We start from the raw sequence: 18,874 nt of genomic DNA, 5'->3' as shown, positions 1-18,874 counted from the left end.
TTTAGAAAACTATAATGTTTGCTTACAAGATGTAGCTGTAATTTCTAATGTTCTTGTTAAGAATGGACACTTTTCTTTCATTAGATTAAAATTATCTCCATCTTTTAAGAATTTAGCAGTTCCTTCAATTAAAAATCCGGTTCCCATATAATTGTATCCCATCACTTCTTTACTACCAAGAGTTAATTTAACGTTAGGATTAGCATTAACATTTTCTTCTGTTTTAATCATGGCAGCTGCAGGGATTAAGATTTTATTTCCTTCTGCAATGATTAAGTAACTGTTCCATGTATTAGCGACATGAGCTTCGTTATTTGAACAAGTTACAATAGAAACTACTCCCTCATGATTTAATACCTCATAAAATTTTTCTGTAAACATTCTATATTCCTTCTTTCTTTCTAAAATAAAGATATGTATTATCGTCGATAACTATTATCTATAATTATAATATTATTATTTCTTTTGTTTGTCAATATAAATATTTGGCAGGGAACATATGCTTGATACCATATGATTATCTTGAATGGGGATAAATAATAGGATATTATTAATAAAAGACTATAAACCAAAGGAGTATAAAAAATGAAATTTTCAGTAGGAGTAGAATATGCAATACATTGCTTATTATATATGGTAAAACTAGAGGAAGGTAAATCAGTAGGAATAAGAGACTTGGCAACCTTTCAAGGTATTTCAGAAACTTACTTATCTAAAGTATATGCAAAATTAAGCAAAGCAGGAATTATAAAATCTATACCTGGTGTGAAAGGTGGTTATGCGTTAGCTCGTAGTGCGGAAGAAATAACATTTTGGGATATTGTTGAAGCAGTAGAAGGAAGCGAATCATTCTTTCAATGTGCAGAAATTAGGCAAAATAATATATTACTAGATAAAGATAATTTGCCAGATACACATACAAAATGTCCATGTTTAATAAAAGTTGTAATGTCAGAAGCAGAAGATGAGATGAGAAAATACTTAAGAAAAAAATCGTTGGCTTGGTTATACAATGAAGTATATAATAAAAAGCTTCCAAAAGAGTTTGAAAAAGCAACAATTGAATGGTTTAATAATAGCAAAAAGTGATTTAAGTAGTAAAAATTAAGAATATAATGGATTTAATACTACTCTCATTTAAAGGTTATATGGTGAAGCAAAAAACTATAACCATACTTTTAAATTTAACTGATCTATAATACTATATATGTTGTAATTGGATTTCTACATTTTGGTTTTCACTTAGGCCTTACCTAACTGAAATTTTAAATGTAAATTTATTATTGCAACATATATATTCATATTTTCTATAAAGTTAATAATGAAGATATGTTAGTAATTAATTTCTAACTTTAATAAACCTTCCTACATTAACTTTTTTCAAGATAATTAGGAAGGTATAAATTTCTTATTTTAGTATTAAATGTACTAACTATTATTTTTAAATGTAGGTAGTTGTGTTACTATTTATAAGCTATAACATACGGATGCTTGTGTATCTAAGACACTGCCGATAAATTTAGCAACTTCTAAGTGATTTGGATGAATAAGATATTTATCTAAATCTTCTAATGATGCAAATTTTGTAATCAAAATTATATCATAATTACTTTCACCAGGACGAATATTTATTTCTGCCTGTATGTCTATCAGAACTTCTATTTTTCCTCTCATGCTTAGAAGAACTTCTTGAGTTTTTTTAATATTATCAGCATCTCTATTCTTTAATTTTAATAATAAATTGTTTATAACCATATTATTTTACCTCCTAAAATATTTAATGTAGTTTGTGCGATTTCATGACCATTGATTTAGAAAACAATTTTATTCATGATATATAAGCTATTACGAGTAGCAAGGACTACAAAGTTATTGATACTAATCTAGTGATTACTAAATAATACAATATGTCTATGTTGAATTATTTAGTATAGCGCCTTTATAGACTATATAGTCCTTATTATTCCGCCATCAATAATATGCTCACTACCAGTGATATAAGATGCTCTGTCTGATACAAGAAATGCAACAAGTTCAGCGATTTCTTCAGGTTTTGCTGGACGACCAAGTGGTATGCCGCCAAGGTTATCCATTAATTCTTGACGAGCGCTATTATAGTCAATTCCGGAATTTTGTGCCATTCTTTCAATAAGACGCTCAGCAGCTTTTGTTTCTGTAAAACCTGGAGCAACTGTATTTATTCGTATTCCATCTCCACCAAACTGCGTAGCTAGATTTTTGCTGTAATTTGTTAGGGCCGCTTTAGCAGCAGAGTATGACATAGTCATTATCCCAGGAAGTCTCCTTTGAATAGATGATATGTGAATTATTACACCTTTCTGTTGTTTAATCATAGAGGGCAGAAAACCACGATCCAAGCGTACAGCTGAAAAAAGATTTTGGTTAAAGGCTTGCAACCAATCGTCATCACTTAAACTTAATGCTCCAGAAGTGGAGGATGAAGAACCACCTACATTATTTATTAAAATATCTAATCCACCGAGTCTTTCAAGAGTCTCTTTAATGATTCTCTCAGTACCCTCTGGTGTGCTAACATTTGCTTGAATGAACCCTATAGAATCTGGCAAATCATTAGGCATAGTTCGTGCAGTTGTTATTATTTTTGCACCCGCATTAAGCAAACGATCAACAATTGATCTACCAATACCTTTAGTTCCACCTGTTACAAGTACGCGTTTACCATCAAGTTCTTTGTTAATATCAAATGATAAAGTATTTTGCATAATTAAAAATACCTCCCTTTAAATAAGTTTATCTACTTAATCAGTATAATTAAGTAAACTTGACAACATCACGTCAAGTTTTGGAATGGTATTTATTTACTTAAGCAAAATCATTATAAGGAGATAGGTAATATCATATAATTTAATACTTTCATCTTTTGGAAATTAGGTAAATAGGAATTCTAGTCTGATAACATTATGTAATATTATGTGATTTTATTTTCTCAGTTATACAGTGGATTATATTCATTTTGATTCAGCGATTATAACTTGACATGATGTGGTCAGGTTATGCTTGTTATAGTTAGAAAGATCGATTATATGAAATAATTATTAGAGAATAGGATTATAAAGGAGAGATATTATGAATATGAAATTACAAGAACCTATTGAAACTTATTTTAATACATCCAATAAATCAGATCCAAAGAAATTTATATCAATTTTCACTGAAGATGCAATTGTAATTGATGAAGGTCAAGAATATATTGGGTTAGATAAAATACGAGAATGGAGTATAAAGCACCACTTTGCAGCTAAGCTTGAATTAAAGGTTATAGATATTAGTGAAAAAAATCTTATAACAATTGTTAAAGCTAAAATAGATGGTGATTTTGATAAAACTGGACTTCCAGATCCTCTATTATTAGATTTCCATTTTACTATATTAAAAGGAATGGTGTCTAGGTTAGAAATATTGTTTACCCAAAATATATAAATCAAGTAAAACAATATGATGAAGGAGAGAATTGTATGAATAATTTTATTAAAGTTAATTCTGAAAAATGCACTAAATGTGGTCTGTGTGTGAAAATATGTAGAGGAACATTGGTGATGAGTGATTTAGGACCCAAAGTAGACAGGGATCTTTGTATTGAATGTGGTCATTGCGTGGCTGTTTGTCCCAATGGTGCTTTAGACAGCACAAAAACTCCATTAGATAATCAAGTGCAAATTCAAAAAGAAAAGTTAATGGATTCAGATATTGCGGCCACTTTTCTTAGATCAAGAAGATCTATTCGAGCATTTCAGAAAAGGGATGTATCTCGAGATATAATTAGTGAACTTCTTAATATAGCTAGATTTGCACCAACAGCTTGCAATTCTCAAGGACTTTCGTATCATGTTATTGATAATCATAAGATTCTACATGAAATTACTTCGATTATAGCTGACTGGACGGAGGAATCTATAGAAAATGGTGTGTTAAAGAATTCGCCGTGGGTACAGAATACTGTTTCGACAATAGCACAGTATCGTAATGATAACAAAGATACAATATTAAGAGATGCTCCATGTTTAGTGATTGCAACAGTTCCAAGAGAACAAAAAGAACTTGGTCGCGACAATACACACTTTTCATTAACATATGTGCAATTATATGCACAAACATTAGGATTAGGAACCTGTTGGTCAGGACTATTTGAATATTGTTCTATGGCAGAATATGAACCACTTTTAAGATTGTTGAATATTTCTAAAGATAGGGTAGTAACAGGTGCACTATTAGTAGGTTATCCACTTTATAAATTTAAAAGACTGGTAGATAGAAATCCTTTAGAAATCACATGGCAGTAAAGAGTAGCGATTTCTAGGAGTGAAATGTTTTAATTTATAAAAATAAACTATTCCCCTAAACTTTATTATACCATATGAAATTTTTAGTAGGAGTATAATATGCAATACATTGCTTATTATATATGATAAAACTAGAGGAAGATAAATCAGTGGGAATAAGATATTTGGCAACATTTTAAGGTATCTCAGAAACGTATTTATAAAAGGTATATACAAAATTAAGCGAGTCAAGAATTATAAAATCATACCTGGTGTAAAAGGTGTTTATGCGTTAGCTCGCAGTGCAGAAGAAATAACATTTTGGGATATTGTTGAAGCAGTAGAAGGAAGCGAATCATTCCTTCAATGTGCATAAATTACGCAAAATAATATATTAGTAGATAAAGATAATTTGCCATATACACATACAAAATGTACATGTTTAATAAAAGTTATAATGTCAGAAGCAGAAGATGAAATGAGAAAATATTTAAGAAAAAAATCATTGGCATGGTTATACGATGAAGTATATAATAAAAAGCTTCCTAAAGAGGTTGAAAAAGCAACGATTAAATGGTTCAATAATAGCAAAAAGTAATTTAAGTAGTAAAAATTAAGAGTATTAACAGAGTTAGTATGATTTGCATCTATCATGAAACCCACTAAAATCTAGAATTTAGATTTTAGTGGGTTATTTTAATTCGACGTGAATTCACAAAGATAAAATATTTCCTAAAGGTTACCACATGATGAATTCATACAAATAAAGCCTTAAGAAAATAGTGAAAAATATAAATTCTAATGATATTAAAGAATATGCATATCTGAGTAATAAAAAAGTTTTGTTATATTAAGAAAAAATATGGCAAAAAATCCGAATAAAAAGAAAATAACTTTCAGATAATGTTTACATTGGTAAAAAAATATGCTATCTTACAATTAGAGATGCCATTTTAAAATAATAATGAACGGGGGAAAAGAAATGATTCATATAAAAAAAGATTTAACTAATATGCTGCTAATGTTAATACTATTTGTTCTGGTATTTATTTTGAGTAAGTTATTCCTGTATTTGGAATCAATCTTATGTATTATTGGAGTTTTAGGAGCAATCTTTTTAATTATATTACAATGTTGCAAATTTAAAGAAAATAAATCTATAGGTAGAAATGTTGCAATTGAAAAAATTAAAACTGGTAATTTGAAATATGATGAAAATAAGGATTTAAGTTCAGATGAAAGATTTATTATCGATGAATTTATTAAACTTGTAAAGGTTTTTAAAAGTTATGTTGCTGAAATATCAGCCTTGGGTGATTCAGTAATAGATACTGCAGATGAGACCGAAGAGTTATCAAAAACTTTAATGAGCCTTAACGACTTAGTAGCTGAAGGATCTCAGCAACAAGCAGGTGAAACAGAAAGTTGTATGAATTTAGTAGAAGGATTATCACTTAAATTTGAAGATGTTAACAGTGCAATGAAAGTTATAGAGAATAGGATTCAGCTATTAGAAAACGCAAGTTTGCATGGCAGTACAAATGTAAATGATACTTTAACTAAAAGTTCTGAAACTAGAGATGCTTTTACCAATGTTTCTAATAGTATAGGAATGCTAAAATTAAAATCTAATAATATTAATCAAATAGTTTCAGTAATTACAGAAATAGCAGATCAGACTAATTTATTAGCGTTAAATGCATCTATTGAAGCAGCAAGGGCTGGCAAAGAGGGGAAAGGTTTTACAGTTGTTGCAACTGAAGTTAGAAAGTTAGCAGATAGAAGCTTTAAATCAGCTTATGAGATAAAAAATATTGTAAGTGAAATAAATATGGAAATTGATTCAACTGAAACAATAATTAATTCCACAGAAGATAAGTTGAATTTGCAGCTTGAATCTGTGAAGGATGTTAATAGTGCTTTTAATAATATAGATCATTGTATTATCGAATGTACTAATCAGTATTCTGCAGTAAAAGATAGTATGGATAAGTTAGAGCAGTTAAAAAATTCAATAATTGATGATATTACTAATATCGCAGCTATTTCAGAGGAAACTGCAGCCTCAACAGGAGAAGCTGTTGAGGTAAGCATGCATCAAAAGAATTCGATGATTATTTTATCGGATATTGCTAAAAAGTTAAAAAGTAGGATAGATAGTGTAGAAAGTCAAATAGCTCACTACAATGTTGAATGTGATAAGAATAGAGAAAAAAGGATTGGCTTTGTGACAATATTACCGGAAAGTGATCCATATATGATAAATATGATTAAGATAGCTAAAGAAACCGCTAAAAAATATGGATATAAGCTTGTGGTTAGGTATCCACAAAACTATTTGAAAAGTAAACCAGAAGAACAGGTATCTATAATCAATGAATTGACAGAAAAAGATGGTGGTATTGATTATCTGATAATACATCCATGGGAAGCGAAGCTTATTAGTCCGATAGTTAATGCGTTAAGTAAAAGAGGAATAAAAACTATTTGTGTAGATGGTGACTTACCTGGAAGTAATAGATTAGCCTACATTGGGACAGATAATTATAAAGCAGGTGTTAGTGTAGCGCAAGCAATAATAAAGGTAGCTAAGGGAAAGGGAAATGTAATACTTAGTACCATTAGAAAAAGTGAAATAGCTGACATAAGAATAAAAGCAATTGAAGAGTACTTGCATGCTCATTCAGATATTAGAATAGTTGATGTTGAAATAAATCATTGTGATATAAATGAAAGATTTAGTTATCTAAAAGATGCTTTAAATAAGTATTCTGATGTTAAAGTTATAGCTGGATTGGATCTACACTTTATAAAGGTTGCTGAGCTTTTAAAGAAATCATCTAATTCAATGGATAAAAAACTTATAGGATTTGATAATACGGATTACAATATAAAAGCCGTTAAAGCAGGAATAGTGGACGTTTTAATTTCTCAAAGGCAAAATTTATTTGGACAAGTAGCTCTAAAATCTATATTTAATTATGAAAGTGGATCAAAAGTTAAAGAAGTAGAATTGCTAGATACCTACCAAATAACCAAGGTTAGTGAGGGTTCTTAAATAGTGAAAAAATCATTAAATTTTGCATAGCGATGCATTTGTGAAAAAAATAAACATAATAAATGAAAAAAATGAAAAAAATATTCAAAAACTGTTTACGATTGTGAAAAAATGTGGTAAAGTAATATTAAGGTTAGTGAGATATTTTAAATTAAATACCTCAATGCTTAAATATAATCAAGAGGAGGAGTTTTATGAAAAATTATGATGTTGTTATAGCTGGAGGCGGTTTTTCTGGTTCAATAGCTGCTATAGCAGCTTCACGAGAAGGTGCTAAAACATTGGTAATTGAAAGCAACGGTTTCCTTGGTGGAACGCTAACAGGTGCAGGCGTTGGCCCGATGATGACATTCCATGCTGGTGATAAGCAAGTTATTCGTGGAATCACAGATGAATTAATAGAAAGATTAAAAGAGTCAGGTAAATCTCCAGGTCATATTTTAGACTCTAGCATGTATACGTATTCCGTAACGCCATTTGATGCTGAAGCAATGAAATACGAAATTGAAACAATGTTATTAGAAAGTGGTGGAGAAGTTTTATATCATACTATGCTTGCTGGTGCTCAAATGAGTAATGGGAGTATAGAAAGTATAAAGATATGTAATAAGGCTGGGGTAAGTGATATTAAAGCTAAAATATTCATTGATGCGACAGGGGACGGTGATCTTGGAGCATTTGCAGGTATTCCTTTTACTAAAGGAAGAGAAAAGGATGGAGCAGCTCAGCCAATGACTTTGAATATGAAAATTAGAGATGTGAATATGGAAAAATTAAAGGAATTTATAAAAAAAGATCCTGAGAATTTTGCCAGAATTCATAAAGATGTTACTACTATAGACAAGGTGCCAAGATTATCAGTAATAGGATTTGTTAAGGAATTTAACGAAGCAAAAGAAAAAGGTGAGATATCAATAAAAAGGGAAGATGTACTTTTCTTTGAAACTAATAATCCAGGAGAGATTATAGTTAACACTACAAGGATATTAGGGTGTGATAGTACTGATCCATGGAGCCTAAGCAAAGCTGAAATAGAGGGAAGAAAACAGTGCAAGGAATTGGAAGCCTTCTTTAAGAAGTACCTTACTGGATTCGAAAATGCTACTTTCATACAAAGTGGTCCATCTATAGGTGTAAGAGGTTCAAGACAAATTAAAGGTTTGTATACTTTAACTGCTGAAGACCTACTTAATAAAGAAAAGTTTGAAGATACAATAGCTCATTCAGGATATCCTATTGATATACATAGTCCTGATGGAGAGGGCACCGCGAGTAAAATGCTTGAATGGGGAGATTACTACAACATTCCACTTAGAATTTTAGTTCCGGAAAATATAGATAATCTTATTGTTGTTGGAAGATGTGTTTCTGCAACTTTTGAAGCACAAGCAGCAATAAGAGTAACGCCTACAGTAGGTGCTATAGGACAAGCTGGAGGTACTGCAGCAGCAATAGCAGCAAAGAAGATGATTTCAGTACAAAATGTTGATGCTAAGGAAGTACAAGAAAGATTAGTTGAAAATGGTTCATATTTAGATGTTTAAAATTATTATAAAAAGTTAACTACTAATTAAAAAATAAATTTTTATATTTGGAGGTTTTAGAATGAGTATACAAGCAATCGGTATTTTAGTTATATTCTTAGTTTCAGTTATTTTAATGATGACAAGAAAGTTACCGACGATTTTGGTATTGCCACTAATGGCAGTCATATTTGCATTAATTGCAGGAATTCCAATAATGTCAAATGATCCTAAAGAATTTACAATTACAGCCAATGTATTAGAGGCTGGTTCAATGAGAATGTCTTCAGCTATTGCTGGCTTAATATTTGGTGCATGGTTTGGGCAAATATTAAATAAGGTTGGTATAACAAAAACTATTATAAGAAAAGCTGCAGAACTTGCAGGTGATAAACCAGTTATTATTGCACTTACTTTTTTAATCGCAGCATCAATAATATTCTCAGCAGCAAGTGGTTTAGGAATGGTAATTCTTGTGGGAACAATCATTATACCAATAATGCTGACAGCAGGATTAAGTCCACTTGTAAGTGCATTAGTGCTTTTGTTTGCTAATGCAATAGGAGTAACTTTCTATGTTGGTGGTTGGGCAATATACAAAGATGTATTAAAATTAACTACAGAACAAATAGCAAACTATTCTTTAATACCTGCAGTACCACTTATAATTGTAGCCGTAGTTACTATTCTTTATTATAACAGCAAAGGTGCAAAATTAAAAAAGGCTTGGTCAATGCCATTAAATAATGAAGGGCAATTGGGAAATAATATGAATGTTAGATCAATAGCACTTATTAGCCCAATTATTCCAGTAATATTTGCCTTTACATTAAAATTATCAATAGTTCCTTCAGTTGTTTTAGGTATTGTAATAACATTGATACTTGCAACACCAAAGAGGCCAGTACATGTTTTATCAAGTGCCTTAATTGAAGGTATTCAAGACACAGCAGGAGCTTTAGCTTTATTAATTGGTATAGGAATGGTATTAAATGCCGTTATGGCAGAACCAGTTGCAGCGATACTTAAGCCAATGATTGAAACTATAATTCCTCATAGTCCATTAACATATATACTTGTATTTACATTATTATCACCATTAGCTATATATAGAGGACCTTTTAATATATATGGATTAGGAAGTGGAATAGCAGCGTTACTTGTAGCAGCAGGAATGAATCCAGTAGCTGCAATGGTTGCATTACGTGTAAACAGTAATCTTCAAGCAGTTTGTGATCCAACGAACTCTCATAATGTATGGGTTTCTGATTATACAAAGACTGATGTAAACGAAATCTTAAAGAAAACTATTATTTGGCTGGTTGTAGCAGTAGGAGTTTCTATGGTTGTTGCAAGTTTTGTAGTAACATTGTAATAATATATATTGAATGGAATACTTAAGGTGGTTCCATTCAATATATTAACAAGGGGAAGAGAATATGGAAGAATTATTTGATGTCTTAGGAAAATTAAATGATAGAACATTAGCTTATGCTGAATTAAAAAATGATTTACTATTTCAAAAGATACCTAAAGATAAAATAAAGTATTATGTTGACGATTCATTATTTTTAGGAAAAATTGAAGCAAAAAAATATTTAGGGAAAGATCTGAAAAAACTATGCGAAGATAATGGTGTTAAAATTGAAATAGTAAAAAAATCAGGAACATTTTATGGAGTAAAATTTAGGGCAGAAATAAGTTTTTCGAAGAAAGAAAATATTATAAAAATATATGAAAACTCTTTAATTGATCTTATGAATACATGCAATAAGGTGGATTTTTTTAAAGAAAAGTTAAGTTACGAGGATGTATTTAATATGCATCTAGCTCATGAATTTTATCATTTTCTTGAATATAAAGAAAAAAAACCAACAAATGAACTTTTAGAGCAAGTAACATTAATGAATTTTGTTTTTTTTAAAAGGAAATCTTCAATTATAAAGTGTTCTGAAATCGCTGCGCATAGTTTTAGTAAGGAAATATTAGGAGCAAAATTTCTTCCTAATATATATGATTATTTATATTTAATAGAATTGGGTAAAATATCTTTAGATGATTTTAAGAAAATAGTAATTTGTTTAGAGCAAGAATTGAATAACATGTTATAACTACTAATAAAGCTTAAACCCCTATAATACAGTACTTTGTAAAATTCGTATTATTTGAACAGACTATTACAATTTGATATAATATATGATAGTATTGTTTTAGGAATGATTAAATTCCGTGTATTATTCAAGTTAAAATATACGGATAATCAGGGAGGGCTTTTTAATGAGAAATACTGTTCCGGCAGTTATTGCAAAGATAATTTCAAGACAAAAAAATTTAACTTTTAGTGAAAATGAAATAGCAAATTTTGTTATAAACAATGCAGAATTTGTTATCAATAATACAATTACTAATATAGCAATTGAAACAAAAGTATCTGAAACTAGTATAAATAGATTTTGTAAAAAAATAGGATTCAAAGGATTTAATGATTTTAAAATAGCTTTAGCTCAAGATAATTTTTATCGAAATCTTAAGGCAAATGATAAGAGTAGAGATAGCCATAGTCTTATTGACTCTATAGCTTCAGATTATAATGAATTAATACTTAACACATGTTCTTTAATAAATGAAATGGATTTAATTAAAGTAGTTGAAATGATTAAATCTGCTAAGAAAGTTAACATATTTAGTGTATTTGGTTCATGGCAGTCAGCTATTGAACTTAAACAAAGACTAAATATGATGGGAATAAAAGCTGAATCTTATAATGATGTGTATAGTATGAAGCTCTGTAGTGCTAATTCTTCTCAGGATGATTTAATTATAGGTATAACACGTAATATATCAGTAAGAGATATTCAAGAACCTTTGATTAGTGGGAGACAAAATAATGCTAAGATTGTGACAATTACAAGTTATGATTCTCCAAAACTTAGTGAACTTACGGATATTAAGATAATTACTTCAGATAAGTTAGCTATTGAAAATAACACGGTTATTTCAGATAATATGACTTTTCTGTTTACTATTGATGTTATAGTAGGAATGCTTATTAAATCTAATAAGAAGTATTTGCAAAAGAAATTAGATAGCGATGCATTATTTGAAAGTGAACAAGATTACAGTAATTACTATTATAATCTTTAAGATGCAAGGCTGAAGTTAAGACTGGTATAGGATTTAAGTTCAACTCCAGTCTTTTTTTTTAACTGTTTATAAGTCTTATCTATATTAAGTCTATTGATCTTACCTATATTATTTAATGAAAATCATTATAATAAATTTCGGAAAACAAATCATAAATATTGTATATTTTAAATGAAAGGATAATTTTGAATTTTTGCATCCAAAATATCCGGAAAAAATGAAAAAAATTTTCAAAAACTATTTACAATGATTCGTGTAAATGATATCCTTTAAATAAGGATATTTAATTAATTTGTGATAAAACCAGGAGGTTAAGGAGGAGATTGTATGGCTAAGAAGGTTAGAATTGGTATCGATGTAGGTGGAACTTTTACCGATGCAGTAGTAATAGATAATGATACATATGAAATTATTGCAAAACAAAAAATAAGTACAACACATAGTGAAGCAGAGGGAGTTGCAGGTGGTATAGTCAAAATAATAAATAAAGTATTGACTGACAATAATATATCCCCTGATGATGTAGTGTTCATTGCTCATGGAACAACACAAGCAACTAATGCTTTGCTTGAAGGGGATGTAGCACAAGTTGGTATAATAGGTATGGGAACAGGTATGGATGCTGGAAGTGCAAAAAATGAGACAAATACAGCAGATATAGAATTGGCTCCTAAAAAATATTTAAAAACATATCATACTTTCATAGATTCTAAGAATTTAAATAGCAAAATTGTAGAGAAATCAATTAATGAACTTCAAAGTCAAGGTGCAGAAGTTATAGTTGCATCAGAAGCGTATAGTGTTGACAATCCTAAAAATGAGCAGGATGTAATAGAGACAGCTAATAATAAGTCACTATATGCAACAGGAGGACATGAAATATCACAGTTATATGGTTTGAAAACGAGAACACGAACAGCAGTAGTAAATGCGAGCTTAATCCCTAAGATGATGGAAACAGCAAATATGACCGAAAAGGCAGTGAAGAATGCACAAATAAAATCTCAATTAATGATAATGAGATGTGATGGTGGAGTAATGAGCGTTGATGAAGTGAGAAAACGTCCTATACTTACAATGCTATCTGGTCTTGCAGCGGGAGTTGCTGGGGCTCTTATGTATGAAAAAATTTCAGATGGAATATTCTTTGAAGTTGGAGGTACAAGTGTAGATATTTCTGTTATTAAAGATGGAAAGGTAATGATAAAAAATGCACAGGTTGGTGGACATAAAACTTATTTAAGATCACTTGATGTTCGTACTTTAGCAGTAGCAGGCGGTAGTATGATAAAAATAGAAAATAATAAAATTAGTGATGTAGGACCAAGAAGTGCACATATAGCTGGAGTGGATTATGAATGTTTTGCAGATCCTGAGAATATCCAAGAACCTAAAATCAAATTCATAAGTCCAAGGGAAAGCGATCCAAAGAACTATGCAATTATTGAGTGCTCAAATGGAAAGGAATTTTCTTATACACTTGCAGGTGCTTCAAATCTTTTAGGTTATGTACCAGAGGGGGATTATGCTAGAGGTAATGCGGAAAGTAATAAAAAAGCATGGCAGGTTTTAGGAGATTACTTAAATATTTCTGCTGAGGAAGCAGCTAAGCAAGTTATGGATATAGCGGTAAATAAAGTAATGAAAGTCGTTAACGAAATGGTTGAAGAATATGAATTAGATAGAAAATTCATTACACTTGTAGGTGGTGGCGGAAGTGGAGCTGTACTTGTTCACGCACTTGCTGATAAAGGTGGATTTAAATCAAAGGTAGCAGAAAATGCACCTTACATATCCACAATTGGTGTTGCGCTTGCTATGGTTCGTGAGCAGATAGAAAGATCGGTAGTTGCTCCGTCAGAAGATGATATTAAGAAAATTAGAGAAGATATAATTGAAAAAATAGTACAGTCTGGAGCAAATGAAGCTACTGTTGATGTAACTATCGAAATAGATTCGCAAAAAAATATACTTAGAGCAATTGCAACAGGATCAACTGAACTTAGATCAAAAGACCTTGCTCAAAGTGTTGCTTCAGAAGATGATATGAAGGAAGTAGTATCAGGTGCACTTAGTGTTGAAAAATCAACAGTTGAATTAGTATCTAATACAGGAAGATGGTATTTATTTAAGGCTGTTATTCAAAAGAAAGCTTTTTTTGGACTGTTCAAAAAAACATTAAACAATATTTGTATGGTTGATAGAGAAGGCGTCGTTCGTTTAAAGAGAGAAAACGCATATAACTTAACGTTTAGAAAAGATGCGACTTTATCAGATTTTGTAGCTTTTCTTGATCAACACACAATATATTCTGATGCTAATGCTACTATACCAAAGGTATTCCTATTCTATAAAGAGAAGATGCTTGATTTAACAGGCATGCAAACAAAGGAACAACTTCTGTCTATAATAGATGTAGAAACTAAGTTTATGGAAAATGATGAAAAAATGATTACTGTTGTATATAAGTAATTATAATAACACAGAAATATTTTATGGTAGGAGGTATGGGAGTGAAAATAGAAAAGATAACGTGGTCTGGAGAAGAAGCAGTATATTTCACTGCTGGAGATTATGAAGCAGTCATGATACCTAAAATCGGAGCTAATATTATTGAATTAAAGCATAAAGTACTAGGTTGCAATATCATAAGAACTCCAGAAACATTAAAGGAATTTAAGAGTAAGCCAATAATATTTGGAATTCCAATTTTATTTCCACCAGGAAGAATTGAAGATGGAAAATATTCAGTTAATGATATGGCATATGAACTTCCAATAAACGACACTATAAGAAATAATCATTACCATGGAATAATAAATAAATTGCCTTTTACAGTAACTAGCACTAAGGTTAATAAGATTGAAGAGTATGTCGAAATTGAAGTATCCTTTTGGAGTAATTCATTTAATGAAGATGTATTTAGGTATTTTCCACATGAGTTTCAATGCCAAATGACCTATAAATTATCTAAAAAAGGATTAGAACAAAAAATAACCTTTATAAATTGTAGTGAAAAACTAATGCCTTTAGGAGTTGGATTCCATACAGCTTTTAATGTTCCATTTCAAGCTGACAGCAAAAAAGAAAATTATGCATTAACTTTATCAGTAGGAGATAAGTGGTTAGTTAATTCAAGATATTTACCCACTGGGAATAAGGTTAATTTATGTGATTATGAGAAGAAATACAGGGATGGTGGAGTAATTCCGCTTGAACATCCGGTGAACGATACATACACAGTACAGCCTTTAAGTTTTCAAGGTACACCTTTTAATGGTGCTATTATTGAGGATAAAGAAAAAAATATAAAGTTATATTATGAGTTTGGTAAAGACTATAAATTTTGTACAGTATGGAATAATGAAGCTTCATCAGATTTTATTTGTATCGAGCCACAAACATGGATGAATAATGCACCAAATTTAAAATTGTCTTCAGAAGAGACAGGCTTTAGAGTATTACTATCTGGTGAGAAGTGGAGCGAAACTACTAAAATATTTATAGAGTAATGGATAAACTTTCTCTTAAATTATTCAATAGTTGAACCATATTATTTTGGCGTTCACTTTCATTATTAGAGGGTGAACGTTATTTTTATTAAGGTGGAATTAATAAACAGTGGTGTGAGTGGAAATACTAGTACTCAGAGACTTGAGAGAATAGAAAAAGATATTCTTACTCATGGAAAAAAGGAATAAATCTAAAGTAAATATATTCAAGCAGTAAGAGAAATAGATAAAGCGAAAAAATAGATATTAGAGCTATATATGAAAGATATAGATAGATATAAATTCTTGAGGTCATTGCAAAAGCACATTTGTGCTGATGGAGTTCATCAACATATATTTGGAGCATCAATATATGTATAACTTATTGGAGATCACCTAGATGAAAAGTATATTTGATGATAAATGTGAATGTTAAATAAGAGAAAATGTATGAGTATCTGATAAGTAAATAAGACCAGCTAATAATAGTCAAGTTAATTTTCAAAAAAATAGTTTTTGGAAAAAGAGTATGGCAAACAAACCGTTTCAAAACACGAACGGTTACAGAAATTGGAATAAAATTAAGCGACTTTGTTTAAAGAGTTATTTTCTAGGAACATTTGCTTATGTATTTTGGGATCTCTTTGCTCAAACGGAGTTTGATTTCGGAGAACAGCAAAAATGTAGTTTATAATTTTATGCATTATAGCGACTAAGGCGATTTTAGGCTTTTTGCCTTTAAGGTTTATTTGATAATAATCTAATAGGACTTTATTTATAGGAACTCCATTACGATTGTTACGGATTGAAGCTAGTGCAACAGAATATAATGCTCTTCGACCGATTCGAGTTCCTCTTTTTGAAATTTTATTATCATCGCCTTTAAAATTACCTGATTGATTAACTGAGCTATCAATACCAAAGAAAGCTACAAGATGTTTGGGCTTAAGAAAACCATCAATATCACCTATTTCAGCTATTATAGTAATAGCAGTTAATTGCCCTATGCCAGGAATTGAATCAATTAGTTCAATATTAGCTCTAATAGATTCAGGAAAAGTTTCAGACTGTATAAAATTGTTAATTTTCTGTAACAATGTATCAATCTCTGATTGAATAGTTTTTATTAATGTTATAGAGCTGGCTATTTTGACGGCTAAACCGTCTAACGGTAAGCCAATTATTTTAGCTTCATTAGCAACCTTAAATAATTTGGAATATGTATTTTCCGACCAGATAATGCCCTTTTTAGAGCTATCAAGGAAAATCTTAATTATATTTTCCTTAGGTGCCTCTAAAATTGATTGTGGCGTTGGATATTGACTTAAAAGCTCAATTGAACTTTTAGATGTTGAATCTGAAAATATAGTATTATAGCCAGGAAAAATAACTCTTAAATCAGCGGATAATTTTTTCTTAAAAGTAGAGCTAGTATCTGTAAGTTTGTAATACTCTCTTACAAGATTTTTCAGAAGAAAAATATCAAGGCTAAGTTGTTGTGATAACTTAATGTTTTGAAATTTTCCTATTGTTGCAATAGATAAAGCGTCTTTTTTATCATTTTTCACTTTTCTTATGTCGCCATTTTTGTTAGACTTAGTAACGAGTGGATTGATAACAAATGTGTTATCGAAATATTTATTAAGATAGTGGAAAAGAGATAAATGGTACACGCCAGTGGACTCCATGAAAATTGCAGTTTTCATGTTAAACTCTTCTTCCACTTTTTTTATTTCATTAACTAAGTGGTTGAAGCCATTGAGATCATGCTTTATTTTAAATGACTTCTTATAAATATCACCATTCGGTGCGAGTATTGCAGTATATGAAAAATCAGCTGAAACATCAATTCCTATTACAGGACTATAAAAAAAATTAGACATTGTATATATCTCCTTAAATTAAATTTTAGATATAGAATAGAACTTCCACTCTGTCAGATAGCTTATAACCTTGTTTGTGACACGGGTAATTCCCGAAGGGAAACCCAACCAGCTAAACATAGAATTCTACCTGATGAAATGATACGCTTTTTTACGGGTATAGGTTCTAAAAGACCTCCCAGGAGGTTTACATCTATCTTCTATTCAGGAGTATTATACTAGACTATATAAAACTTGGTTAGATTCCTTTAAGGAATTTAAATAAAAAACTATTTAAGATATGAAATGCATATTCCCTATCGGGGCGTAGGCAAAGTAATAAATTAGAATATTAAAAATAATAAGAGGTGTAATGTTCGTTAGAAAGATAAATAGTTTTCTATCAAATGTTACAACTAGATTATACAAGGAGGATTTAAAAATGAAATATTTTATAGGAATTGATATAGGAGGCACCAACTTAAGAGCTGCCATTTTAGATAATGAATATAATTTAATTGATAAATTTAAAATAGATAATATTGTAGAAAAGGGAGCAAAATGCAATATAGATAATTTAATAAATATGATAAAAGAAAAATGGAATAAATATAAAGTTGAAGCTATTGGTGTAGCATGCCCAGGCCCTTTGGATATAAGAAATGGAGTGATAATCAATCCTCCTAATTTAAGAGGATGGGAAGGCTTTAAGATAAAGAAATACTTTGAAGAACATTTTGAATTACCTGTAATTGTAAATAATGATGCAAATTTAGCGGGATATTGCGAAGCCAAGATAGGTGCAGCTAAAAATGCTGAAAGTGTATATTACATTACTCTATCAACAGGAGTAGGTGGTGGATTTATTTATAAAAATCAAATAGTCAATGGCTTTAACAATATAGCTGGAGAAGTATGCAACATGATAATAAACGAAGATGAATATAGACATGCAGGTTTAAATTCAGGAGGATTAGAAGGACAATGCAGTGGTGTAAGTATTTCTAGAATAGGCAGTGAGAAATGTGGACAAGAATTTTCTACAAAAGATATTTTTGATAAAGCGAGTGGAGGAGACGTAGACTGTTTAGACGTTTTAAATGAATGGACTATAAATTTATCTAAAGCAATTGCTAATATAATAACTACAGTAGATCCAGAAGTTATAGTACTTGGCGGATCAGTTATTTTAAACAATTCTAATTACTTAGAAAAATTAATTAATGAAGTTAAGCTAAGAGTATTTAACAATATTAATGTAAATATTAAATTGGCTAAAATAGGTGATGATGCAGGATTGCTTGGAGCGGGTATTCTAGCATCTTGCTTAAACTGATAGATATAATAAATGTAGATAGTGGATTTCAAAGGTTGCGTTTTACCTCGACAATTAACCCCCTCGACAGAAGTGTTGAGGGGGTTATCATTTTCTGAATTAATTTTGATTAGATAACACTTGATGACAGTTTTTTAATATTCAAATTTTCACTTCTTA

General features: G+C 30.2%; 15 protein-coding genes and 1 pseudogene. 12 read left to right on the top strand and 4 right to left on the bottom strand.

Translation table 11 applies throughout. From position 1 onward, the window contains the following. Positions 1–9: 9 nt before the first annotated feature. Positions 10–381 carry a pyridoxamine 5'-phosphate oxidase family protein gene (locus tag F3K33_RS17905; RefSeq protein ID WP_039773140.1) on the bottom strand — a complete coding sequence of 124 codons (372 nt, stop codon included), beginning with the start codon at positions 379–381 and terminating at the stop codon, positions 10–12. Between the two features lie 204 nt (positions 382–585). Here F3K33_RS17905 and F3K33_RS17900 point away from each other — a divergent pair, with 204 nt between their 5' ends. Continuing rightward, entirely contained in the window at positions 586–1,089 is a 504-nt protein-coding gene (locus F3K33_RS17900) for an Rrf2 family transcriptional regulator (RefSeq protein ID WP_017210454.1), read from the top strand. A 378-nt stretch (positions 1,090–1,467) separates the two neighbouring features. Here F3K33_RS17900 and F3K33_RS17895 read toward each other — a convergent pair whose 3' ends face one another. Next, positions 1,468–1,755 carry a Dabb family protein gene (locus F3K33_RS17895; protein WP_012059700.1) on the bottom strand — a complete coding sequence of 96 codons (288 nt, stop codon included), beginning with the start codon at positions 1,753–1,755 and terminating at the stop codon, positions 1,468–1,470. A 191-nt stretch (positions 1,756–1,946) separates the two neighbouring features. After that, positions 1,947–2,744: an SDR family oxidoreductase gene (locus tag F3K33_RS17890; protein WP_012059699.1), complete on the bottom strand. Its 798-nt coding sequence runs from the start codon at positions 2,742–2,744 to the stop codon at positions 1,947–1,949. A gap of 364 nt (positions 2,745–3,108) precedes the next feature. Here F3K33_RS17890 and F3K33_RS17885 point away from each other — a divergent pair, with 364 nt between their 5' ends. From F3K33_RS17885 to F3K33_RS17840, 10 genes and pseudogenes are all read left to right on the top strand, one after another. Beyond that, positions 3,109–3,462, top strand: coding sequence for a nuclear transport factor 2 family protein (locus F3K33_RS17885; protein WP_039773146.1), 354 nt, complete (start codon positions 3,109–3,111; stop codon positions 3,460–3,462). A gap of 35 nt (positions 3,463–3,497) precedes the next feature. Further along, positions 3,498–4,322 (top strand): nitroreductase family protein, encoded by an 825-nt coding sequence (locus F3K33_RS17880; protein WP_039773148.1) that lies wholly within the window; start codon positions 3,498–3,500, stop codon positions 4,320–4,322. Between the two features lie 122 nt (positions 4,323–4,444). Further along, a pseudogene (locus tag F3K33_RS17875) lies at positions 4,445–4,899 on the top strand (Rrf2 family transcriptional regulator). A gap of 384 nt (positions 4,900–5,283) precedes the next feature. Next, the gene (locus tag F3K33_RS17870) at positions 5,284–7,359 is read left to right on the top strand and encodes a substrate-binding domain-containing protein (RefSeq protein ID WP_039773150.1); all 2,076 of its coding nucleotides are present in this window, start codon (positions 5,284–5,286) and stop codon (positions 7,357–7,359) included. A gap of 194 nt (positions 7,360–7,553) precedes the next feature. Beyond that, a complete protein-coding gene (locus tag F3K33_RS17865) occupies positions 7,554–8,903 on the top strand; it encodes an FAD-dependent oxidoreductase (RefSeq protein WP_012059696.1) in 1,350 nt (449 codons plus the stop codon). Positions 8,904–8,964: 61 nt separating this feature from the next. Beyond that, complete coding sequence (locus F3K33_RS17860; RefSeq protein ID WP_039773155.1) at positions 8,965–10,257, top strand: Na+/H+ antiporter NhaC family protein; 1,293 nt, start codon at positions 8,965–8,967, stop codon at positions 10,255–10,257. Positions 10,258–10,321: 64 nt separating this feature from the next. After that, entirely contained in the window at positions 10,322–10,993 is a 672-nt protein-coding gene (locus F3K33_RS17855; protein ID WP_051144886.1) for a hypothetical protein, read from the top strand. 166 nt (positions 10,994–11,159) lie between these two features. Then, positions 11,160–12,026 (top strand): MurR/RpiR family transcriptional regulator, encoded by an 867-nt coding sequence (locus tag F3K33_RS17850; protein WP_039773157.1) that lies wholly within the window; start codon positions 11,160–11,162, stop codon positions 12,024–12,026. Positions 12,027–12,353: 327 nt separating this feature from the next. Then, on the top strand, positions 12,354–14,498 hold the full coding sequence (locus F3K33_RS17845; protein WP_039773159.1) for a hydantoinase/oxoprolinase family protein: 2,145 nt from the start codon (positions 12,354–12,356) through the stop codon (positions 14,496–14,498). Positions 14,499–14,539: 41 nt separating this feature from the next. Then, positions 14,540–15,538, top strand: coding sequence for an aldose 1-epimerase (locus F3K33_RS17840; RefSeq protein WP_038457764.1), 999 nt, complete (start codon positions 14,540–14,542; stop codon positions 15,536–15,538). 560 nt (positions 15,539–16,098) lie between these two features. On the opposite strand, the gene F3K33_RS17835 is transcribed toward F3K33_RS17840, so the two are convergent. Further along, entirely contained in the window at positions 16,099–17,400 is a 1,302-nt protein-coding gene (locus tag F3K33_RS17835) for an IS110 family RNA-guided transposase (RefSeq protein WP_154862458.1), read from the bottom strand. Between the two features lie 421 nt (positions 17,401–17,821). On the opposite strand from F3K33_RS17835, the gene F3K33_RS17830 reads away from it, so the two are divergent. Further along, entirely contained in the window at positions 17,822–18,715 is an 894-nt protein-coding gene (locus tag F3K33_RS17830; RefSeq protein ID WP_039769051.1) for an ROK family protein, read from the top strand. Positions 18,716–18,874 lie beyond the last annotated feature (159 nt).

The sequence above is a fragment of the Clostridium beijerinckii genome, assembly GCF_008705175.1.
Taxonomy (GTDB): Bacteria; Bacillota; Clostridia; order Clostridiales; family Clostridiaceae; genus Clostridium; species Clostridium beijerinckii.
Note: the sequence above shows the minus strand (reverse complement) of the source record. Positions and strands in the feature narration are given on the sequence as shown.